Raw genomic sequence first — 21,671 nt, 5'->3', positions numbered from 1 at the left:
GCAAGTAGGTAAATACTTAAAAGTACATATCCTGTTGATAGTAGGTCTGTTGATGTCGACAAATATCCTAGCTGTCACTCTTAACGTACTCGAATGGGAGGGCTACATAAGTCCGTTTAAAGAGGATTTTAAGGCCTATGCCAAAACAAAAGGAATGGAGGTAGAGTTAAATATTATGGATCCCTACATCACAGACCCTGAGCTTATTTTCAACAAGATGCGAGCCAGTGCTGCGGATGTTACTACCCCTACACACAATTACTACAAGATGAATCAAGACAGATTACTTCAAGTTCTTCAGCCGATAGATTTCAGTAGACTGACCAACTATTCTAAAGTACTTGGTTCATTAAGGACCAGCCAATACGATGAATTTAAAGGCGAAAAATATTCAGTACCTTTGTTAGGAGGCTCCTATGGCCTGGCTTACAATGCTGCGAAGCGAGATGAACCTAAATCCTGGGAAGTCCTATGGCAACCAGAAAACAAAGGTAAATACGCCATCACAGGTGATCAATTTGAAGCCAATATTTATACCACTCTATTGGTATTAGGTTATCCACCTGAATCATTTTATGACATAGATACTGCAAAATTAGATAGGCCTAAAGTACAAGCAAAATTAGACAGTCTAGTACAAAATGCAGACTCATTTTGGGGCGGGATGGCTGATGTAGAACGCATGAAAGATCTAGAGCTGGTTACAACCTATTGGTTTGGCGTTGCTGCAGCCAATCAAAGCGGACAGAATTGGAAATTGGCTACCCCAAAAGAAGGCCAAACTGTGTGGTTAGATACCTTAGCAATAGGTAAACACCTCAATGGCGAAAAACTAGATGCCGCCTATCTATTATTAGATTTTATGATCAGCGAGCCAGTGCAAAAGCGCATACTAGAAATGTACGGTTCTATCATAGTTAATGGTGAAACGGCCAAGTTACTTGACCCTCAGTTGGTTAAGGATGCCAGAGTAGGCGATGAAACATTTTTCTCAGAGCAGTATTTATGGCGTCCACTGAGCTCAAGAACACGTAATACCTATAAGCAAATGTGGAACAAAGCCAAGGCAAATTAACTAAAGAATCAAACTATAAAAAATAGCTCATCAATATAATTGATCGTTATATTTATTTTATTCTTTAATCATTAAAAAGCTAAGTTATTAACAAATTAGCTATGTTAATGACTAAGTTATGATATCAAACCGTGTGAGTAACTTAATACTACTGTCCTTTTTGTAACAGCTAATATGAGTTAAGCAAGATTAAGATTGCCGATAATTTATTTTACGGCAATCTTAACACTCATAATAACGGTAGTATTGTTCAAGTTAATAGATTGAGCGGGGCGCGTTTAGCATGTTCCAATAATGGGGAGCAGCTTGCTTTTCTTCGTTGACGACTTCATCTTTAGCTTCAGAGTTGTCCTCAGTGATAATGCTTTTTACAAGTGGGTCATTTGTTGTTTTAGTGCTGACTTCAGCTAAGGTATTCAATTTTTTTGAATCACCTTTGAACACTGATTTAAGCATATTAGTTACGCCAGATTTCTTAGGCGATTGAGCAACCGGATCTAAACTTGTTGTCGCATTCAGTGGTTGTGTAATCACATCAACAACATCACTTTGAGAATCTGCAACGATTTGGTCGGATATTGAAAGACTTGCCAACGTTTCAGCTTTTCTTTGTGCCACACGTTGATCAAATTCTAAAACAACTTCATTAATTTCACTTTTTGCAATAGCTAAAGCTGCCACTAATTCATCAAATATCCGATTAAAATTATTATAGTTTTGCGCATAAGGAGCAATATTCCCCTTCATATCGTCGCTTAAGTTATTGGTTAAGCGTTTGTAAATATTGATTTCTTGCTCAAGTTCGTACAAATAAGTTTTAGTAAACTTGATATTGTCGTCCATCGATACAATGTCTAACTCGAGTTTGTTCTTTTTAGTAATAAAATCATCAACTAGTGACTGAGGTACTTGTGCTGGAGGTGTAATAGCTGAGACATATTCGTCAAACTCAGCAATCATACCAACTGGCTTCCACTGAGTAAAATGTGGGTTCCATCCGTAACAGTTTGCATCATTTTTAACAAATGCTATTGCTTCAGTCGTTGTTAGAGGGCCTGTAACATCGCCTTTTTTTGAAAAAAACCACGTATTCATATTTATTATTCTTTTATTAGTTATTAAGTATGTGAACTAGAGACACCAGCCAGGGCTTTCTGCAAGGCTTCATACTGCTCATTAACCGCTCTAATAGTCGCCTTAACCTGCTCATTTAAGTTTTGGGTCTTATTCTTACAGCTAATCGTGTCGCGATCTAAATCACTCATTGAAACACCAATAACTTGCAAAGTAGTTTCAATCCGACTCAAAGCTGTATTAAGTTCTTTCTCTTTTACTAAAAAACTCTCAATAAGATCAAGTGGAATTTCAATCGGAGATGGTGGCGGTGTTATTGTCATTTCAAAATCGGCAATATCGCTCACTGGCATCCAATAAGCATAGGAAGGATGCCATGCATAAGTGTTTGGATTGGTTTTTACATACTTGATTGATTCAGCTAAGCCTAATGGTCCATTAAGTTCGCCATTATTTGAGAAGTACCATTCTTTCATCGTTCCACTCTTATCCTTAAATGGTTTTTGGATGATAATTGTTTAATAAAATCATATTATGGTGGTGATTTTATACGACGAACATATGAAAAATATATGCCGATAAAGGAAGGTATGTATATAACACCGATACAACCTTAGAATAATATATCATGTTGCTTAATTCGACTACTTTTGAGCGGATATTTAACCAATTCACTCATTTAAACCAAGAACGCTAACAAAAAAGCAACCAACTCGCAACATGATGTGGCAAGTTACACAACAATTCGCTGCTCAATGATTAGCAAAAACTGACCCCAATTCATAACAATAAACCGCAAAAAATTGGGTTTATTTTATACGCCCAACGCCATAGTCTTGATGGAAATTATTGACCAGCCCAAACATGTTGCCTTTAATTGAAGTAAAACAACAATTACCAGAAAACAAACAACTAAATGTGCTTCCAAGTTATTATTTATATACTGATGGAGTATTTATTGAAGTTGAATTAAACGAAAAATTCAATTATGCAAATACACCCTCTTACCTGCAATTAAGCTTTGGTGATAATTATGCGTTTGGTGATAACCTTTTCCAAACTTTACACAGCTTATTATTAAAATAAGAAATAAAAAAATAAAGCAAGCTAAGATTGCCAACACATTATTTACCGGTAATCTTAGCGACTTTACTTAACCTACCCAGTAGACTTAGCACAGCATGCAACAAAACCCTATTTAACACTTTCAATATAAACTATGGTTTATCACTAAAATGGCGCGATATATCATCGAGCCAGTTATCTACCAATTCCATTATTTATTACTGAATTTGCCATAAAAATAAAAAGCCTGCAAAGATGCAGGCTTAATTTAATGATTTTGCTCAACAGTATTACTTCACTTTCCAATTCACTTGTTGGCCGGCAAAAAACGGCACAATAGGGTTACCGTTAGGCAAAATAATCTCTTCTGGCACGGTCCAGGTTTCTTTTACCAAGGTTACTGTGCCAGTATTACGCGGTAAGCCATAAAAATCAGCACCGTGTAAGCTAGCAAAGCCTTCTAACTTATCTAATGCGCCTAAGTTATCAAATACTTGGGCATATAACTCTAATGCACTCCAGGCGCTGTAACAGCCAGCACAACCACAAGCCGATTCTTTACGGTGCTTTTCATGCGGCGCGGAGTCTGTCCCTAAGAAAAACTTACTTGAGCCCGTTGCCACAGCAGCTTGCAACGCTTGTTGATGAATATTGCGTTTTAAGACCGGTAAGCAAAAGTTATGCGGACGAACACCACCGACTAATAAATCGTTACGGTTTAATAATAAATGCTGTGGGGTAATGGTTGCTGCAACATTAGATGAAGCAGCAGCAACAAACTCAGCGGCTTCTTTGGTGGTGATATGTTCAAACACCACTTTAAGTTGTGGCAAGTTTTCGACAATACGAGCAAGGTAGCGATCGATAAAGACTTTCTCGCGATCAAAAATATCAATGTGTGATTCAGTCACTTCCCCATGAATAAGCAACAACATTCCTTGCTCAGCCATCACTTCAAAAATTGGAAACAATGTATCTAATGCTTTCACTGCGGCATCAGAGTTCGTTGTGGCACCTGCTGGATATAATTTTGCGGCCACAACACCAACGGCTTTTGCATCAATGATGTCTTGCGCTGTAGTGCTGTTGGTTAAAAATAAAGTCATTAGGGGCTCAAAGCTGCTCCCTTGAGGACGTGCTGCAAGGATACGCTCACGGTAATCAACGGCCATCTGGGCTGTAGTGACTGGTGGCATAAGGTTTGGCATGACAATCGCACGTTGAAATAGGCGTGCTGTGGCTGGCACGGTTTCTTGTAACATGTCGCCATCACGAAAATGTAAATGCCAGTCATCAGGGGTTGTGAGAGTAATTTGCGTCATAATGAGTCCTAGGTTGTGCCACCCCATTTACGTCAAGCCATAAAAGCGGGCTAATTAAATGAGCGTGAAAGATGCGAGCCAAATTTTGCCGCTATTGTGCCTGAAAACCGCTTTGCTTAATAGATGCGGAATTTGAACGCTGACTTTGCAATTACAAATAGTATGACGTTATTTTATGCTAAAAAAAGCCGGACATCGTTAAACGACATCCGGCTTACTCAATATATTATGCAAATAGCCTATTTAAAAGTGACCAATACTTATCGTGCAGTAATGTGGCCACTGCGGACTAAAATGCTAGCTCAACACCCGCAAATACACCGGAAAATTGCATATCCTGGCTACTACCAGAAAAACCATTTACATCAAAACTGAAATCACGGTACCCAACACGCACGAGCGTATCTAAGGCAATGCCATCAAACTGCCACCCCAAACCTGCACTGTAATCGTGTACGCCTGTTTCATTAAGACCTATCATGATGTCAGCAAAAGCAAAAAGCCCTAATCCAGGTACACCAACGTGTGCATTGCCATACCCCATAACGACACCACTGTCGATATCGCGCTGTGTGGCTATGCGTGTTAACTCTTCACCAGCGAAACCGTCAACACGAAGTGAACCGTTCATTTTCTTATAAGCCGCGCCTAAGTCTAATGACACAATATCGTTATCTAAAATCTCATAATACAAAACAAAATCAGTGTTACTCAGATCGTTATAAACCTGTGATGCACCTTCAAAGTTCACTCCGTTATAATAAAAACCACTGCTATCTTTTGAAGCGGAGCCTTCTAGACGATTTTCACGAATTTTGAGATTCGGCACGATTGGAATTGGATGCTCAATCGCTAACCACACACTGCCCTGGGTTTCTGAATCATAGTCGTAGGTTTGGGCAGGACCCGTCGCATTGCCAACATTACTGTCAGCATTAAACGTACCTGTTGCGTCAGTTTGCCATAAATCGCCACCGACTTTAAAGCCGACTACGGTTGCTGCTTGTGCAGAAAAAACACTTAACAAACCGAAAATGGCTGTTGCTACAAGAGTCTTATTCATTGTTATCCCTGAGAAAGTAAATTAGTTAAATCAATTACCGCTGCATTGGCACGCGATATATAGTTTGCCATCACTAATGAATGGTTAGCCACCAAACCAAAGCCATTACCATTTAACACCATCGGGCTCCAAACCGTTAGCTGAGTGGCTTCCAACTCGCGAATTATTTGACGTAAGCTGACTTCGGCATTTTTCTTTTCTAATACATCGGCAAAATCAACTTCAATAGCGCGCATAAAGTTTAATAATGCCCATGCCGAACCGCGGCTTTCATAAAACACATCATCAATTTTCCACCAGCTGGTTTTAATCTCTGCACTCATTGCTGAAGGAGTCGATTGACGAGCTGCGGTATCACCGGCTAAATCGGTATTCAATCTATCTTGACCAACACTCGCTGATAAGCGCTGAGAAATACTGCCTAAACGCTTTTGTACTTCTTTAAGCCATTCGTTTAAGTTATCTGCTCGGGCATAAAATTGCGCGTTAGTATTGCCTGAATCACTTATTCTGGCTTGGTATAGCTTAAGTAATTTAATCGCATCACGGTATTCACTTTCAGCACTGGGTACCAACCAACTCGTGTGCTCAATATTTAGTTTGGAATGTGCTGATGATAAATCCGTATCGGCGGTAGATTGAGATTGCGAGCGACTAAACTCTTTACGCATAACCAATGCTAAGTCACGTGACTGTTCCAGTGCACCAAACTCAAATGCCGGCATATTATCCATAAATATCGACGGCGGCATCATATCGTTGGCTAACCAGCCACCAGGTTTATCCAGTAAGGTTTCCATTGTGGCAATCAAGGAGTTTGTTGTCGCATATCCTGTAATCAACTTTCCTTGATCTGTTTGCATAGCAACGGGTTCAATAGGGTCTGGCTCTATACTCCACCAAACGCTAACAAAATAGCCTATTAAACCGACTAAAGCGCCGGCGGCAAAAACTTTATTCCTTGTAAATAGCATCAATATGACTCCTTAATGATGGTGATGATGTTCGCTATTATCTTGATGTTCAGAACCAGCTTGTTTTAATACAGGCAATTCAACCTGCAACTGCTGTTCAGTATCAAATATCAATGTTAATACTACCTTATCGTTTTCGGCTAATGGCTTATTTAAGCCTAATATCATAATGTGGTCGCCAGACGGTTTTAAACTGAGCGCCCCATGAGAAGCAATAGCTAAGCCCTCGACTTGACGCATTTTGACCATGCCATTTTCTTCAATAATAGTGTGCAATTGTGCTTCTTTGGCAACAGCGGTTTTTACTGCGACTAAATTAACCGCTTTATCACCATGGTTTTCTAATGTTAAATATGCGGCTGTATTTGGCACAGATGCTGGCATTGCGCGCACGTGCCCATCGACTAGAATAACATTTGCTACTGCAGTAAATGATAAAGACGTTAGCGCTAAAAAATTAAACAGATGTTTGAATATTGGTTTCAATGTCTTAAACTCCATGTAATCCCTGCTCGTGTTTACAAAGGAAACAACGAATGAGTCTTATAAAAATGCGTGATGAACAAGGTGTACGTATCATCAGCTTCAATCGCCCAGAAAAACGTAATGCATTTAATCTAGCAATGTATCAACAACTCACAGAATACCTTATCGAGGGCGATAGCAACAATGAGATTCGTGCCTTTCTGTTACATGGTGAAGGAAACTGCTTTACCGCTGGCAATGATATTGCCGATTTTTTGCAAAGTGGCGACCTCAATAGTGATCACCCAACCGTAAAATTTTTAATGTGCTTACTGGAATTAAAAAAACCGCTAGTAGCGGCAGTATCAGGCGCGGCGGTTGGCATTGGCACAACATTATTACTGCATTGTGATTTAGTGTATGCCGACAATAGCGCAAAATTTCAAATGCCTTTTGTAAGTCTAGCATTAGTGCCAGAAGCTGCATCAAGCCTATTATTACCGTTAATCGTCGGTCAGCAAAAAGCTGCTGAACTTATTTTAATTGGCGATGCATTTAATGCGGAAACGGCTGCTAAATTAAATATTATCAATCAAGTAATTGAAACTGATGTGATTGATTTTGCATTAACTAAGGCTAAAAAGTTGGCGAGTCAGCCGCCTGAGTCCTTGCAAGCATCACGACAATTGTTGCGATATAACCAGCAACAGGTGAAACAACAAATGCAGCTTGAATTAACTCACTTTGGACAACGATTAAAAAGTGATGAAGCTAAGCAAATGTTTCAAGCATTTCTAAATAGATAATCATAACAAGAGGGATAAAGCTGTAAAATATGGCTTATTTGAAACCGTCATTTTATAGATGCGCTCTCTAATTCAGTGGTTATGATGCCTCAATAACCGGTCGCTCTGTTGCTTGTTCGGCAGAGCTTTTTAAAAGAAGCACTGAACTAGAGAGTCTTTAATAGTGAGTTGATTTTTTATCCACCATTATAGCTAACACAATATAGGCTAATAGACACACTATTGGATTAGCAAACAATACCAATACACTCACGACTCTTGTCCACATAACCGACCAACCAAATTGTTTTGCCAGGTAATGACACACTCCACAAATAATCTTTGATTTATCAGCTAGTTTTGCAATTATTCTATCCATAATACTCCTTAACATCTTAATAATTCTAGCCAAATGGCTCTAACTAACAGCCACTTAAACTAAGCTTGATTTTGCAACTTGGTCAGCAAGTGAGCGATAACTGCACAACAAATAAAACTCACAAAGGGCAGTAACACTATGGCTAATAAGGGCATAACCAAGCCTAGTTGCTCAGCAAACATCATTACTTCTTATTCGCAGCAGTAGTGACTGAACGCTCCGTTACTTCACTCGCGATGGCTTTATCTTCTGGATAAAAACTGCTGTTAAATATTTGTTCAGCTATTTGAGTTTTTAATGACAACACAAACTCTTGCTTGGCTGATAAAATTAAATCCTGGCTAGCTTTTGAAATATTTTGCTCTAGCATTGTGAAGGTATCTTGAACCATTAGGTCATCTGCTTGCGCTGTAAAACTGCTAACCGATATAACTAATGCGACTGCTGTGGCGCCAACGATACGACTTAAACGACTAGTTGAATTTGAAATAAACATGATGTCTTCCTTTTCTGTTTAGTTTGCAGTGAAACCTGTTTTTCGCTGCTGACAGACTTAGTATTACAAACACCGTGCCAACTTTTAAAAAACACACTAACCAACTGAAAAATAATATATAAATAAATATAAAAGTTAATATTTCGCCTATTTCAAACTATGTTTGAGAATAAAAAACAAATAATTAGTAAAATTAACCACATGGTTAGTCAATTTTACTAATTCACGTTAAATCACAATAAAAGAACGCGCTTACATGAAAATATATGATTTAAAAATACTTAAAAACTCATGTTCAGCGCGGAATTCAGCGACAAAAAAAGCGCTCTTATGAGCGCTTAATTTAGGGGAATTAGTTAGGCTATCGGTTCAGGAGCATTTTCATCCATCAAGGCTATCGCCCCTCGCACCACCTCAATTCCAGCGCCCGCTATATGGGCATTTTCACTTAAGTAACGGCGCCAACTTCTTGAGCCAGGCAACCCTTGGAACAAACCAATCATGTGGCGAGTAATGTGATTTAATCGCCCACCTTGCTGAATATGACGCTCAATATAAGGCAGCATTAACTCAACCACTTCTTCACGACTTAATTGCGCCGCATTACTGTTAAAAAGCTGTTGTTCAACTTGGGCTAAGATATACGGGTTTTGATATGCTTCACGGCCAACCATCACGCCATCAACATGCTGAAGATGTATTTTAGCTTGGTCTAAGCTGGTAATCCCGCCATTAATACCGATATTAAGTGCTGGGAAATCACGCTTCAATTGATACACACGATCATAATCCAGTGGTGGGATCTCACGATTTTCTTTTGGGCTTAAACCTTGTAACCAAGCTTTACGAGCATGAATCGTAAAATCGGTACAGCCTTTCGCACTGACAGTTTCAACAAATCGCGTTAAAAACTCATAACTGTCTTGATCATCAATACCAATACGGGTTTTAACGGTAACAGGAATATCCGCTACTTGCTTCATAGCATCAACACATTCAGCGACTAATTCAGGTTCACCCATTAAACAGGCACCAAAACGACCATTTTGGACTCGATCAGACGGGCAGCCTACATTGATGTTAACCTCATCATAACCGCGCTCAGCTGCAAGCTTGGCACAATGAGCCAGGTCTTTTGGGTTTGAGCCACCCAATTGCAACGCCAGAGGATGCTCTTCTTCATTGTAAGCTAAATAGTCACCTTTACCATATATGATGGCACCCGTAGTAACCATCTCTGTATATAACAAAGTATTAGCAGACATTAAGCGAGCAAAATAACGATAGTGGCGATCTGTCCAATCCAGCATAGGAGCAATTGAAAAAGTGCGATCTATTTTTACATTAGCAGTCATAAAAACCAATATTTGTATCTGAAGCGGCCACCCTAGTTAATCTATAGTGATAACCACAGCATCATTAAAGAAGATATAACTAAGATAGAGACGGGCCTGCAATAAGCTGGCGATATGGGATAATTATATCATGTATATCTTAGGTTCAGATACCCAAATAATGAAGGGTGTTCTAGACTGTGAGTTAATGCTAGAGTAATTTATAGTCTAATTACCTTTCCCCTTAACTGCATTTACCTATAAGGATCAAATTTAATATGAACGTTGAATTTATTAACCCTTTTCTTGTCTCGTTAGTAAATGTGATATCGACAATGGCTACGATGGACCTTAAGCCAGGCAAACCACAATTGAAGAATCATGATCTTGCTAAAGGAGATGTCTCAGGTTTAATTGGTATGGTGGGGCCTAAAACTAAAGGGTCTCTGTCGATTACTTTCGAAGAGCCACTTATTCTAGAGATTATGAATAAGATGTTAGGTGAAAAGCCGAGCGGTATTAACGCAGATATTACTGATTTAGTGGGTGAAATTACCAATATGGTCACTGGCGGAGCTAAAAATTTACTCAGCAGTAAAGGTTATGATTTTGATATGGCGACCCCTGCGGTAGTATCAGGAAAGAATCACACTATTTCACATCAAGCCAAAGGCAAAAAAATTATGATGCCATTCTCTCATGAATACGGTATGGCTTTTATTGAAATATGCTTTGAAGAAGAATAAGACTCCTAGTGCAAGACTTGAACGCTAGATAGACTTAAGCGAGCATGCCATCACTTAATGGCTCGCTCGCTGATCTGTAATCTGTAATCTGTAATCGAAAGTTGAAGCGGTCGATTTCCCTTAAGGCAACAATTCGACCACGACTCTTGGAGTCAATTTGGTCACAAGTTCATACGCTATTGTGCCGATATGTTCCGCAACCTCTTCCACCGCAAGCTCTTTTCCCCATAACTGCACGCTATCACCGACACTGTCAGTGGCATCTATGCCTAAATCGACTGTCAGCATGTCCATTGAGACTCGGCCCACTATCGGCACTCTGCGTCCATTAACCAATACCGGCGTTCCTTCAGGTGCGTTACGGGGATAACCATCTCCGTATCCTATGGCAACAACACCGAGTAAAGTATCTTCTTTTGCTTGCCAAGTTGCCCCGTAACCGACACAGTCACCGGCTTTATGTTCTCGTACTGCAATTAAATTAGACACTAATTCCATTGCTGGAATGAGTTGATGATTAATGCCTTTATCACCCATTACTGGTGATACACCATAAAGCGCAATTCCGGGGCGTACCCAATCTGCTTGGCTTTGTGGCCAAAAAATAGTGGCGGCAGAGTTCGCTAAAGTTCGTTCACCATCAAGCCCAGCAATCAGGTCTTCAAATGCTTTCATTTGCTTTAATGTCAGTGGGTTGTCGGGTTCATCGGCACAGGCAAAGTGGGTCATTAAGTTAATCGGTTTAGCGACCGAATCGCAAGCGATTAAGCGCTGATAAATAGAAGAAAATTGCTCAAGACTGAATCCTAACCTGTGCATACCAGAATCAATTTTAAGCCACACTTTAACCGGTTTGGACAAACTCGTTTGTTCTAACATCAGCAGCTGTGATTCATGATGAACGGCGGTTTCAATATCATTTCCAACAATTAATGGCAGATCTGAGGCCCTAAAAAAGCCTTCAAGCAATAATAAGCGCCCTTGCACTCCGCCATTACGTAGTTCAAGTGCCTCTTCTAATCTTGCTAATCCAAATCCATCGGCTCCACCGTCATAATTGCTGACGCATTGGGCGACATTTAACAACCCATGGCCATAACCATTGGCTTTTACTACCGCCATAATTTGGCTATGGGGAGCTATCTCACGTAATCTGGCAAGATTATGTTTCAATGCGTGACGACTAATTTCAGCGCGGGGAAAAGGTTTCAAAAAATGGCCTTATAAAACAAATGATGGCCGCAAAGCTAAACCATCGTTAATTATGTTGTTAAATTAAACAGGTAATCGATGATATTAATCTTCTTCGAATTGCGGCCCTGAATAATTATCAAATCGTGAGAAATGCCCTTGGAAAGTTAACCTAACACGCCCAATTGGACCGTTACGTTGCTTACCAATAATAATTTCGGCTGTGCCCCTGTCTTCTGTATCGTCATTATAAACTTCATCACGATAGATAAACATAATAAGATCAGCATCCTGCTCAATTGCCCCTGATTCACGTAAGTCAGAGTTAATCGGGCGTTTATCAGCTCGTTGCTCCAAAGAACGGTTGAGCTGAGACAAGGCAACCACTGGAATTTCAAGCTCTTTAGCTAAGGCTTTTAATGAACGAGAGATTTCAGAAATCTCTAAGGTACGATTATCTTTTAGCGCTGGCACCTGCATTAGCTGCAAGTAATCAATCATGATCATCGATAAACCACCATACTCACGTGCAATACGTCTTGCACGACTGCGCACATCTGTTGGGGTTAAGCCTGAACTATCATCAATATACATTTTGCCTTGCTCAAGCATAATACCCATAGTTGATGACACTCGAGCCCAATCTTCATCATCTAACTGACCTGTACGAATTTTGGTTTGGTCAACGCGGCCTAAAGAGGCCAGCATACGCATCATAATTTGTTCTGAGGGCATCTCTAGACTAAAAATAAGCACTGGCTTATCTTCGTTCATGGCGGCTTGCTCACACAAATTCATCGCAAACGTGGTTTTACCCATAGATGGACGCGCTGCAACAATGACCAGGTCTCCAGACTGAAAACCTGCGGTCATTTTGTCAAGATCAGCAAAACCACTAGAAACACCGGTTACACCGTTATGGGGATTATTATAAAGCTGCTCAATTTTATCGACGGTTTTTTCCAGAATGGATTTTATTCCTTCTGGGCCTTCACTTGAATTAGCCCGAGACTCTGCAATCTTAAATACTTTGCTTTCAGCCAAGTCTAATAAATCACTTGAATTTCTTCCTTCAGGATTATAACCCGCATCAGCTATTTCATGGGCAACACTAATCATGTCTCTCACCACTGCGCGTTCACGTACAATTTGCGCATAGGATAAGATGTTGCCAGCACTAGGGGTGTTTTTAGCAATTTCACCTAAATAAGAAAATCCGCCGGCATCATCTAATTGATCTTCGATTTCGAGTTGTTCAGATACCGTGATTAGATCTATCGGTTGAGCTCGCTCCATTAAACGTTGCATTGCATTGAAAATCATTCGGTGCGATCGAGAATAAAAGTCTTCCGCTACAACCGCTTCAGCTACGCGATCCCATGCTTCGGCATCGAGCATAAGTCCACCCAGCACAGACTGTTCTGCCTCTATTGAATGAGGAGGTAACTTTAAGGCATTTACTTCGATATCTTTCTGCCTATTTCTTGCTCTAAATGCGGTTGATTGTTGCGACATTAACACTCCAAAATTCTAACGACTTGCAAAAAATATGGTATAACACCGTTGTCGAATTTAGCTGAGTGATATTAACCCAGCGGCGATTGTAAACATACGGAAAAATAAACTGCATAAGGAAAAAACATGCGTATTACATTGATAGCCGCTTTAGTGTTGTCATCGGCTTTAGCCTATGCAGATGAAGGCCAATGGCAACCCTACCAGATGCCTTCTATCGCCGATAAACTGATTGAACGCGGTATTGAAATTCCCGCAACACAACTTGCTGATCTAGGTCAATATCCAATGAATGCGGTTGTCAGTTTGGGCTATTGTACCGCCAGTTTCGTGTCTCCCCAAGGCCTAGTTGTCACAAATCATCATTGCGCCTATCGCGGCATTCAATATAACAGTAAAAAAGAACACAATTACCTTGCTGATGGCTTCTTAGCTAAAACAATGGCCGATGAGCCTTCTGCAGGTCCTAATGAACGTTTATACATTACTGAAAATGTAACAGATGTTACTCAGCTTGTTACTGCGGATTTAAGTGATGAGCCGTTAATTCGATATGAACAAATTCAAACTAACAGCAAAAGTTTAATTAAAATATGTGAAGCCGATAATAACTACCATTGTTCAGTAAATAGTTATCATAACGGTCTAGAATATTTCCTGATAAAACAGCTTATCATTCGCGATGTCCGCTTAGTCTATGCACCACCTGAAAGTATTGGTGGCTATGGCGGTGATATTGATAATTACGAATATCCTCGCCACTCGGGTGATTTCACCTTTTTGCGCGCTTATGTTGGCAAAAATGGTAAACCTGCAACTTATTCGGCAGACAATGTCCCTTTTCAACCTAAAAGCTATTTAAAAGTGAATACTGACGGTGTTAAGGCTGGCGATGGTGTATTTGCCGCCGGTTACCCGGGATCGACTAGTCGTTACAACCTCACTAGTGAACTTAAATTTGCCAGTGATTGGTTATATCCAACCCTTGCTGCCCGCTACCTGTTACAAATTGACACTATCACCCAAATGGGAAATATAGATAAAAACATCGCGATTAAATATGCCGGCACTATGGCTTCGATGTCAAATAGGATGAAGAAGCTTAATGGTCTATTAGATGGCTTTAAAGCGACCGATATTGTCGGCATAAAACAAAGTAGAGAAGACGGCTTTTTAGCATGGTTAAAAAAGGATGAATCTGCTAACCCACTATTAATTCAAGAGCTTGAAGTCTTACTTGCTGAACAACAGAAATATGATCAAATTAACTATTATTTTGAAAACGCGCAATCAAGTGCCTTACTGCTTGCTGCTAAAAGTTTGTACCGTTTAGCACAAGAAAAGCAAAAACCTGATGCTATGCGTGAATCAGGTTACCAAAAACGTGATATGAAAATGTTCCGTGCAGGCCTGAAGCGTATTGATAGCAGCTTTGATATTGAAGTGGATAAAACCTTATGGTTACAGGATTTAAACGCCTATATTGCACAACCCTTAAAAGTTAAAGTATTCGATGACGCACTAAACAATAGTTCTGACCACCAAGGATTTGTCGCCAAAATTCATGGCATATATGCGTCAACAGAGCTAACAGATCAAGCAACCCGATTAGCTTGGATAGATAAAACGGTTGAAGAATTTCAAACCAGCACAGACCCTTTCATCCGCTTAGCGGTTGAGTTACATGATACTAATATGGCACTGGAACAAGAAAGTAAGGTCATTGAGGGTAAATTATCTAAAGCTCGTCCCGAGTATATGGCTGCGATAATAGCTTACTATAAAGCCAATAACTGGCCTGTTTACCCTGATGCAAACCGTACTTTACGGATAACGTATGGCATGGTTGATGGTTATCAATCTAAAGATGCTTTATACAAGCAGCCATTCACCCGTTTGCAAGGTATTGCTGCTAAACATACAGGAGCAGAGCCATATAATGCCCCGATTAAGTTATTAGCCGCTATCGCGACTAACGATTATGGTAAACATACTGTTCAGTCGATATATAACGATCCACGCTCTTGGCTGTGTAGACTTATATCGTGCATTGAGCCTAAAGATGATTTTAACTCGGTTCCGGTTAACTTTTTATCGAGTGTCGATACCACGGGCGGCAACTCAGGCTCACCGATATTCAATGGTAGAGGTGAGCTAGTGGGTTTAAACTTTGACTCTACATACGAAGCTATTACCAAAGACTGGTTCTTTAACCCAACTATCACTCGCGCTGTTCATGTCGATATTCGCTATATATTGTGGATGATGGATCAAGTTGATCATGCGGATAATTTGATTAAAGAATTAACCCTAGTACGTAACCCCGAGTTTCAACCTTTCATTCAACTAGAAGAAACTCAACTAGAAGAAACTCAACTAGATGAAACTCAACTAGATGAAACTCAACTAGATGAAACTCAACTAGATGAAACTCAACTAGATGAAACTCAACTAGATGAAGCTCAACTAGAAGAAGCCAAACTAGATGAAGCCAAACTAGAAGAATCTCAACTCGGTAAATCGCAACTCGATAAAGCTCAACTCGAAGAAGCTCAACGAGAAGAAGCTCAACTAGAAGAAGCTCAACTAGAAGAAACTCAACTAGAAGAAGCTCAACTAGAAGAAACTCAACTAGAAGAAGCCAAACAAGCTAAAGTTAAGCAAGCTGAATTTGAACAAGCTAAAGTTAAGCAAGCTGAAGTTGAACAAGCTGAAGTTGAACAAGCTGAAGTTGAACAAGCTGAAGTTGAACTAACTGAAGTGAAACAAGCTAAAGTTGAACAAACTGAAGTGGAACAAGCTGAAGTGGAACAAGCTGAAGTTGAACAAGCTGACGTCAAACCAGCTGAAGTTGAACAAGCTGAAGTTGAACTAACTGAAGTTGAACAAGCTGAAGTTGAACTAACTGAAGTGAAACAAGCTAAAGTTGAACAAACTGAAGTGGAACAAGCTGAAGTTGAACAAACTGACGTCAAACCAGCTGAAGTGAAACCAGCTGAAGTGAAACCAGCTGAAGTGAAACCAGCTGAAGTGAAACCAGCTGAAGTTGAACTAACTGAAGTGAAACCAGCTGAAGTGAAACAAGCTGAAGTGAAACAAGCTGAAGTGGAACAAGCTGAAGTGGAACAAGCTGAAGTGAAACCAGCTGAAGTGAAACAAGCTGAAGTGAAACCAGCTGAAGTGAAACAAGCTGAAGTGAAACAAGCTGAAGTGAAACAAGCTGAACTGAAGCTAAATAAAGCTCAACAAGATAAAATTGAACAATAGAAATTACTAACGGCAATACACGAAAATGGCGCTCACTTGAGCGCCATTTTTTTACACTATATCAACTCAGCTATCATTTAATCAGGGCTAATATTTATAACTTAAATTGTGAGGTTGCATTTTTAAGTTGCACTGCAAAATCATCTAATCCTTGAGAAATATTATGTACTTCACCTAAGATATTTAAGGTGTTCTCAAATGATTCATTCATTTCAATGACATTTCCGCCCACTTGTTCAGCCACAACTGATTGTTGTTCAGTCGCTGATGCAATATGGGTATTCATGCTATTTATGCTGACAATTTTGGATTGAATAGATTTAAGTACATCACCAGTATCTTTGGCATAACGCTCATTGTCTGATGATTTGGTAATTGCCGCATCCATAGTGGAAACAGATGACACTGCAGCACCTTTTAATCTGTCTAATACTTGACGAATTTCTTTGGTTGCGTCGGCCGTTTTAGATGCTAACGCGCGCACTTCATCAGCCACAACCGCAAAGCCCCTACCTTGTTCACCCGCTCGTGCTGCTTCAATTGCGGCATTCAGTGCTAACAAGTTAGTTTGCTCCGCAATCGAGGTGATCACGTTTAAAATAGAACCGACACTTTCAGTATCCTTGGCTAATTCATTAATAGAGTTAGAGGCTAGCTCTATACCTTTATTTAACTCTTGTGAAATATTAATTGTACGTTGAACCACAGCCAACCCGGATGTCGCTTCACGCTCTGCTTCTTGCGCAGCTTCTGCAGCTTGTTGCGCGCTAAGTGAAATATTATTGACAGAATGACGCATCTCTTCCATCGAAACTTGTACATTACGCGCATCTTGGCTTTGCTGCTGAGTTGCTTTGGTCGCTAAGGACATTCTTTCTTTCAAAGATTTAGCGCTGTCCAATAATGGATTGGTTACACTCACAACGCCTTGAATTGAGTCAGCTAACAAGCGTAAGAAACGATTAAAGTTACTGGATACCTGACCAAGCTCATCGGTACCAATCACTTTTAATTGATGACGTAAGTTACCTTTACCATCTGCTAACTCGCCTAACGAGCTTGCCACGTCACTGGCAGAGCTGCTGATTGAACGAGCAATAGATATGGTTGCAATAGCCATGATAATTAATAGGGCAATACCAATACCTAAGGTGAGATATAAGCTTTGTTCGGAACGATTACTGGCTTCAGCAAGAGTTGATGAAAACTCATCGACTTTATCGATTTTATATTGATTAATCCCCCGAGTCAGCGTGTCAAATATTTCTGATTTTTTGTGACTAATTTGACCTACTTGACTCATGTCTATGGTGCCATCGAGCATGCCACGAGCCAGCTTAGAGGTCATTTCATTATATTGTTCAAGTGAGCGAGATAATGATGATAACGCTTGTGACTGATTACCATCTATTGTACTGAGTTTGTTGAGATTTGAATCTAAGGACTTGAACACCTTAGTGGCATTAGCCAATAAATCTTCGTCAGCAAAAGAAACCGATTGTGTATATAACTCATCTAATCTCTGCACAAAGATAACGTTTTGATTGGCAAGTTCAACACGCTCGCTGACCTTACTCTGCATAAAGTTCATGGTGTCTTGGTTTTTATTTATTGCCACTATGCTAATTGCTAAGTTGACAGTAAATATGACCACAGACAATACGAATATTAATCCCACTTTTTTAAAAATGGAAATGTTATTAAACCAATTCATACTTCGCCCCCAAGCGATTATCGACATATAGTGAATCTTATTAAAGATTTCACAGAGCTAAAATTTTTAACATATCTCGGTCCGTGAGAGGCTGTGGCACTTATTTTTGTTTTTACTTAACCTAAAAAAGATCGATATCTGTAATCATAGTCAACAGATGCCTTAATTGGTGTAAAAAATTATAACAAATCTATCTTTAGTCCTATTGATTATCATCATCTTTGTTTATCGGCTGTGCAAGCATAAACTAAACTAAATAATTGAAAGCTTTCATTATGTTAAAATGAGCTAATTTAATAGGCAAAATGATTTCGAGACGTGCGTTTTACTTGATAAAGTTTTTCATCAGCTAAATGGCATAATTCATCTGCAGACATACCGGGCAGTAGAACAGCAATACCCTGCGACACAGTGACCTTATCACTCACACTGGAGTCAGGGTGTAAAATAGCTAATTGCTCAAGTTGCTGTTTGACTTTTTCCGCCACGATAATCGCGCCAGCAAGATCTGTTTCAGCAAGCAATAATATAAATTCTTCCCCACCATATCTTGCACAAAGATCACGCGGACGATTAACGATATTTTTAAGCATATTGGCAAAGCTAATTAAACATTTATCACCTTGTTGATGCCCCAAACTATCATTAAGTTTTTTAAAATAATCGATGTCAATTAAGATTATTGCCAGTGGCTGCTTAGTTCGTTCACTGTTGGCAATTTCTTTGTTAATGACATCATCAAAATGACGTCGATTAGCGATTTGGGTCAGTCCATCCTTAATAGCCAACTCTTCTAGCTCTTTGATTAATCTTTGGTTATCAATATCTTTTTGTATCGCCCGTTTAAACCATGTTTCTGTAACATGATGTCCGGCAAAAACTATCACCACAAAGCACAATAAGCGAATACCTGAAAACCACAGTTCTGAGGTCACATACAACACATTAATACTGAGGTGATAAGCTGATAAAATAGCAATTATGCTAAAGAACATTGCTCGATTAGGAAAAAGTGATATGCCAAATGCCAGCACCAACATATCAGTAATCGTGATAGCCGCGCCAATAAAGCTGGCAGAATAAATTAACAGTGAAGTGGTAAAAATAAGCCAACTGAGAAACAAGAATATAAATGAAAAATATGAAGAGTTAATTTTTTTAGGCAGTAATTTACTCGCAATAGTATCAGTAAGAAACAAGCTTAGCATTAAGGGCAGCATAGATAACAGCATGTTCGTTAGCGGTATTTCACCATAAATATACCAAGGCCGATTTATTAACACTAACAGCAATAAACCAAGCGAAAGTAGCTTTAGGCCAATAAAGCTTTTCTTTAAATAAAGCTGTGTTTCATTGTGCAGTTGCTGCTCAAAGGTCATTTTGATGCATGCTCTTATTATTTGGTTAAGGTAATTGTAATTGCTCAAGTCCAAATAGACAAAGTGAGTCCTCAAAATAAAAAGCCAGCAAAAAAGCTGGCTTGAATAAGATACTAAATTGGAAAACTCAAAAACACTCTGGCCAAGTCTAATCCAATAATCAAGTCGAGTTAATTATGCAGCTTGCTCTGCAGCATTATCAGAGTGACGGATCAAATAATCGAATGCACCTAACGAGGCGGTTGCACCGCTGCCCATAGCAATAATAATTTGCTTATAGGGAATATTAGTCACATCACCTGCGGCAAACACACCAGGTATCGATGTTTGACCACGTGCATCAACGATAATTTCACCGCGTGGCGTTAAATCTACAATGCCTTTTAACCACTCCGTATTAGGCACCAAACCAATCTGTACAAAAATACCCGCTAAAGTCACCTCATGGCTGTCACCTGTTTGACGGTTTGTATAGGTTAGTCCAGTAACACGACTGCCATCACCATTCACCTTGGTCGTTTGTGCTTGGGTAATAATAGTAATATTACCCATAGATTTTGCTTTACGTTGCAACACTTCATCTGCACGTAAAATACTGTCAAACTCAAGCACAGTGACATGTTCAACAATGTTCGCTAAGTCAATGGCTGCTTCAATACCTGAGTTACCACCACCAATTACAGCTACACGTTTACCTTTAAATAATGGCCCGTCACAATGTGGACAATAAGCAACACCTTTACCACGGTATTCTTTCTCACCTGGTACATTCATTTCGCGCCATCTTGCGCCAGTTGCCAGTAACACTGTTTTGCTCTGTAATATAGCGCCATTAGCCAGTTCAACATCGAATAAACCGTTTGATGCCAACTTAACTACCTTCTGGTTTTCCATCACATCGACATCATAATCCTTAACGTGATTTTCAAGGTTTGCGACCAGTTTTGGTCCTTCTGTTTTAGAAACTGAAATAAAGTTTTCAATACCGACAGTTTCCGCAACTTGGCCGCCAAATTTTTCAGCCACTATTCCAGTAACCAAGCCTTTACGGGCAGAATATATTGCTGCAGAAGCACCTGCTGGACCGCCGCCGACAACTAACATATCAAATGCTGACTTTTGGTTTAATTGCTCCGCTTTGCGGCTACCCGCATTTTTATCTAGCTTATTTAATACTTCTACAACGCTGATAGCGCCTACAGAAAATGACTCACCATTTAAGTAAACTGATGGAACCGACATGATATTACGCTGCTCAACTTCTTGTTGAAATAACGCGCCATCAATCATCACATTGGTAATATTTGGGTTAATTGCCGCCATCATATTCAGTGCTTGAATAACCTCAGGACATGTCTGGCAGCTTAATGACACATAAGTCTCAAAATGGTATTCACCTGGCAAAGAACGAATTTGCTCAATAGTGTCAGCGTCTAGCTTAATTGGGTGACCGCCGCTGTGTAATAAAGCTAATACCAGAGAAGTGAATTCGTGACCCATAGGTAAGCCTGCAAAGGTAATGCTGGTAGTTAATTCAGGGTTAATCACTGTCATGCTTGGACTGCGTATTCCTGTAGCTTCAATACTGCTAACCAGTGCAGAGCTATCGACTATGTCTTGTACTAGGCTTTTAAGCTCAGCTGATTTTTTTGAGTCATCAGTTGATACCACTAACTCAACTGGATGTTTAAGATTCTGAAGATAAGTTTTCAGTTGATTTTTTACGTTGGTATCTAACATAACAACTCCTAAGAATGATATTTGTCTAAGGGAAACAAAGATTGGAAAAAATAAAAGAGTGCAAGGCTGGAGATTGCCAGTTAATGC

18 protein-coding genes and 1 pseudogene are annotated in these 21,671 nt (G+C 39.7%); 5 read left to right on the top strand and 14 right to left on the bottom strand.

Features of this window, described 5'->3' with window-relative positions:
* Positions 1-52: 52 nt before the first annotated feature.
* Positions 53-1,075, top strand: coding sequence for an ABC transporter substrate-binding protein (locus ACRWQM_RS02675; RefSeq protein ID WP_434931180.1), 1,023 nt, complete (start codon positions 53-55; stop codon positions 1,073-1,075).
* A 255-nt stretch (positions 1,076-1,330) separates the two neighbouring features.
* Here ACRWQM_RS02675 and ACRWQM_RS02670 read toward each other — a convergent pair whose 3' ends face one another.
* Together ACRWQM_RS02670 and ACRWQM_RS02665 are read right to left on the bottom strand one after the other, a co-directional pair.
* A complete protein-coding gene (locus ACRWQM_RS02670) occupies positions 1,331-2,170 on the bottom strand; it encodes a DUF4339 domain-containing protein (protein WP_434931179.1) in 840 nt (279 codons plus the stop codon).
* A gap of 23 nt (positions 2,171-2,193) precedes the next feature.
* The gene (locus ACRWQM_RS02665; protein WP_434931178.1) at positions 2,194-2,625 is read right to left on the bottom strand and encodes a DUF4339 domain-containing protein; all 432 of its coding nucleotides are present in this window, start codon (positions 2,623-2,625) and stop codon (positions 2,194-2,196) included.
* Between the two features lie 373 nt (positions 2,626-2,998).
* Here ACRWQM_RS02665 and ACRWQM_RS02660 point away from each other — a divergent pair, with 373 nt between their 5' ends.
* A complete protein-coding gene (locus ACRWQM_RS02660) occupies positions 2,999-3,235 on the top strand; it encodes a hypothetical protein (RefSeq protein ID WP_434931177.1) in 237 nt (78 codons plus the stop codon).
* 269 nt (positions 3,236-3,504) lie between these two features.
* On the opposite strand, the gene pyrC is transcribed toward ACRWQM_RS02660, so the two are convergent.
* The 4 genes from pyrC to ACRWQM_RS02640 form a co-directional block, all read right to left on the bottom strand.
* Entirely contained in the window at positions 3,505-4,536 is a 1,032-nt protein-coding gene (gene pyrC / locus ACRWQM_RS02655) for a dihydroorotase (RefSeq protein ID WP_434931176.1), read from the bottom strand.
* A gap of 289 nt (positions 4,537-4,825) precedes the next feature.
* On the bottom strand, positions 4,826-5,599 hold the full coding sequence (locus ACRWQM_RS02650; RefSeq protein WP_434931175.1) for a TIGR04219 family outer membrane beta-barrel protein: 774 nt from the start codon (positions 5,597-5,599) through the stop codon (positions 4,826-4,828).
* 2 nt (positions 5,600-5,601) lie between these two features.
* On the bottom strand, positions 5,602-6,573 hold the full coding sequence (locus ACRWQM_RS02645) for a DUF2333 family protein (RefSeq protein WP_434929137.1): 972 nt from the start codon (positions 6,571-6,573) through the stop codon (positions 5,602-5,604).
* A gap of 12 nt (positions 6,574-6,585) precedes the next feature.
* On the bottom strand, positions 6,586-7,074 hold the full coding sequence (locus ACRWQM_RS02640; protein WP_434931174.1) for a copper chaperone PCu(A)C: 489 nt from the start codon (positions 7,072-7,074) through the stop codon (positions 6,586-6,588).
* 35 nt (positions 7,075-7,109) lie between these two features.
* On the opposite strand from ACRWQM_RS02640, the gene ACRWQM_RS02635 reads away from it, so the two are divergent.
* A complete protein-coding gene (locus tag ACRWQM_RS02635; RefSeq protein ID WP_434927147.1) occupies positions 7,110-7,844 on the top strand; it encodes an enoyl-CoA hydratase-related protein in 735 nt (244 codons plus the stop codon).
* Between the two features lie 157 nt (positions 7,845-8,001).
* Here the strand turns inward: ACRWQM_RS02635 and ACRWQM_RS02630 are convergent, their stop codons facing one another.
* The 3 genes from ACRWQM_RS02630 to dusA all read right to left on the bottom strand — a co-directional run bounded on the left by ACRWQM_RS02630 (position 8,002) and on the right by dusA (position 10,053).
* A complete protein-coding gene (locus tag ACRWQM_RS02630) occupies positions 8,002-8,202 on the bottom strand; it encodes a PspC domain-containing protein (protein WP_226413332.1) in 201 nt (66 codons plus the stop codon).
* Between the two features lie 184 nt (positions 8,203-8,386).
* A complete protein-coding gene (locus ACRWQM_RS02625) occupies positions 8,387-8,698 on the bottom strand; it encodes a hypothetical protein (RefSeq protein ID WP_434927149.1) in 312 nt (103 codons plus the stop codon).
* A gap of 356 nt (positions 8,699-9,054) precedes the next feature.
* Positions 9,055-10,053, bottom strand: a complete 999-nt coding sequence (dusA, locus tag ACRWQM_RS02620) for a tRNA dihydrouridine(20/20a) synthase DusA (RefSeq protein WP_434931173.1) — start codon at positions 10,051-10,053, stop codon at positions 9,055-9,057.
* 257 nt (positions 10,054-10,310) lie between these two features.
* On the opposite strand from dusA, the gene ACRWQM_RS02615 reads away from it, so the two are divergent.
* Positions 10,311-10,778, top strand: coding sequence for a chemotaxis protein CheX (locus ACRWQM_RS02615; RefSeq protein ID WP_226413222.1), 468 nt, complete (start codon positions 10,311-10,313; stop codon positions 10,776-10,778).
* Between the two features lie 120 nt (positions 10,779-10,898).
* Here the strand turns inward: ACRWQM_RS02615 and alr are convergent, their stop codons facing one another.
* Both alr and dnaB read right to left on the bottom strand, forming a co-directional pair.
* On the bottom strand, positions 10,899-11,990 hold the full coding sequence (gene alr / locus ACRWQM_RS02610; protein ID WP_434927200.1) for an alanine racemase: 1,092 nt from the start codon (positions 11,988-11,990) through the stop codon (positions 10,899-10,901).
* Positions 11,991-12,074: 84 nt separating this feature from the next.
* Positions 12,075-13,484, bottom strand: a complete 1,410-nt coding sequence (gene dnaB / locus ACRWQM_RS02605) for a replicative DNA helicase (RefSeq protein WP_434931172.1) — start codon at positions 13,482-13,484, stop codon at positions 12,075-12,077.
* Positions 13,485-13,610: 126 nt separating this feature from the next.
* On the opposite strand from dnaB, the pseudogene ACRWQM_RS02600 reads away from it, so the two are divergent.
* Positions 13,611-15,806, top strand: a pseudogene (locus tag ACRWQM_RS02600) (S46 family peptidase); the annotation flags it as partial.
* A 1,039-nt stretch (positions 15,807-16,845) separates the two neighbouring features.
* Here the strand turns inward: ACRWQM_RS02600 and ACRWQM_RS02595 are convergent.
* The 3 genes from ACRWQM_RS02595 to ahpF all read right to left on the bottom strand — a co-directional run bounded on the left by ACRWQM_RS02595 (position 16,846) and on the right by ahpF (position 21,584).
* On the bottom strand, positions 16,846-18,465 hold the full coding sequence (locus ACRWQM_RS02595; protein WP_434931171.1) for a methyl-accepting chemotaxis protein: 1,620 nt from the start codon (positions 18,463-18,465) through the stop codon (positions 16,846-16,848).
* Between the two features lie 293 nt (positions 18,466-18,758).
* A complete protein-coding gene (locus tag ACRWQM_RS02590; protein ID WP_434931170.1) occupies positions 18,759-19,844 on the bottom strand; it encodes a GGDEF domain-containing protein in 1,086 nt (361 codons plus the stop codon).
* A 174-nt stretch (positions 19,845-20,018) separates the two neighbouring features.
* On the bottom strand, positions 20,019-21,584 hold the full coding sequence (gene ahpF, locus ACRWQM_RS02585) for an alkyl hydroperoxide reductase subunit F (protein ID WP_434927204.1): 1,566 nt from the start codon (positions 21,582-21,584) through the stop codon (positions 20,019-20,021).
* Positions 21,585-21,671: the final 87 nt, after the last annotated feature.

This window comes from Shewanella sp. HL-SH5, from assembly GCF_051163755.1.
GTDB lineage: Bacteria > Pseudomonadota > Gammaproteobacteria > Enterobacterales > Shewanellaceae > Shewanella > Shewanella glacialimarina.
Note: the sequence above shows the minus strand (reverse complement) of the source record. Positions and strands in the feature narration are given on the sequence as shown.

Bases quoted from the DNA above. Each gene is read 5' to 3' on its own strand.
- ACRWQM_RS02675 (WP_434931180.1), top strand. From the start codon at position 53: ATGTCGACAAATATCCTAGCTGTCACTCTTAACGTACTCGAATGGGAG.
- ACRWQM_RS02670 (WP_434931179.1), bottom strand. From the start codon at position 2,170: ATGAATACGTGGTTTTTTTCAAAAAAAGGCGATGTTACAGGCCCTCTA.
- ACRWQM_RS02665 (WP_434931178.1), bottom strand. From the start codon at position 2,625: ATGAAAGAATGGTACTTCTCAAATAATGGCGAACTTAATGGACCATTA.
- pyrC (WP_434931176.1), bottom strand. From the start codon at position 4,536: ATGACGCAAATTACTCTCACAACCCCTGATGACTGGCATTTACATTTT.
- ACRWQM_RS02650 (WP_434931175.1), bottom strand. From the start codon at position 5,599: ATGAATAAGACTCTTGTAGCAACAGCCATTTTCGGTTTGTTAAGTGTT.
- ACRWQM_RS02645 (WP_434929137.1), bottom strand. From the start codon at position 6,573: ATGCTATTTACAAGGAATAAAGTTTTTGCCGCCGGCGCTTTAGTCGGT.
- ACRWQM_RS02640 (WP_434931174.1), bottom strand. From the start codon at position 7,074: ATGGAGTTTAAGACATTGAAACCAATATTCAAACATCTGTTTAATTTT.
- ACRWQM_RS02635 (WP_434927147.1), top strand. From the start codon at position 7,110: ATGAGTCTTATAAAAATGCGTGATGAACAAGGTGTACGTATCATCAGC.
- ACRWQM_RS02630 (WP_226413332.1), bottom strand. From the start codon at position 8,202: ATGGATAGAATAATTGCAAAACTAGCTGATAAATCAAAGATTATTTGT.
- ACRWQM_RS02625 (WP_434927149.1), bottom strand. From the start codon at position 8,698: ATGTTTATTTCAAATTCAACTAGTCGTTTAAGTCGTATCGTTGGCGCC.
- dusA (WP_434931173.1), bottom strand. From the start codon at position 10,053: ATGACTGCTAATGTAAAAATAGATCGCACTTTTTCAATTGCTCCTATG.
- ACRWQM_RS02615 (WP_226413222.1), top strand. From the start codon at position 10,311: ATGAACGTTGAATTTATTAACCCTTTTCTTGTCTCGTTAGTAAATGTG.
- dnaB (WP_434931172.1), bottom strand. From the start codon at position 13,484: ATGTCGCAACAATCAACCGCATTTAGAGCAAGAAATAGGCAGAAAGAT.
- ACRWQM_RS02595 (WP_434931171.1), bottom strand. From the start codon at position 18,465: ATGAATTGGTTTAATAACATTTCCATTTTTAAAAAAGTGGGATTAATA.
- ACRWQM_RS02590 (WP_434931170.1), bottom strand. From the start codon at position 19,844: ATGACCTTTGAGCAGCAACTGCACAATGAAACACAGCTTTATTTAAAG.
- ahpF (WP_434927204.1), bottom strand. From the start codon at position 21,584: ATGTTAGATACCAACGTAAAAAATCAACTGAAAACTTATCTTCAGAAT.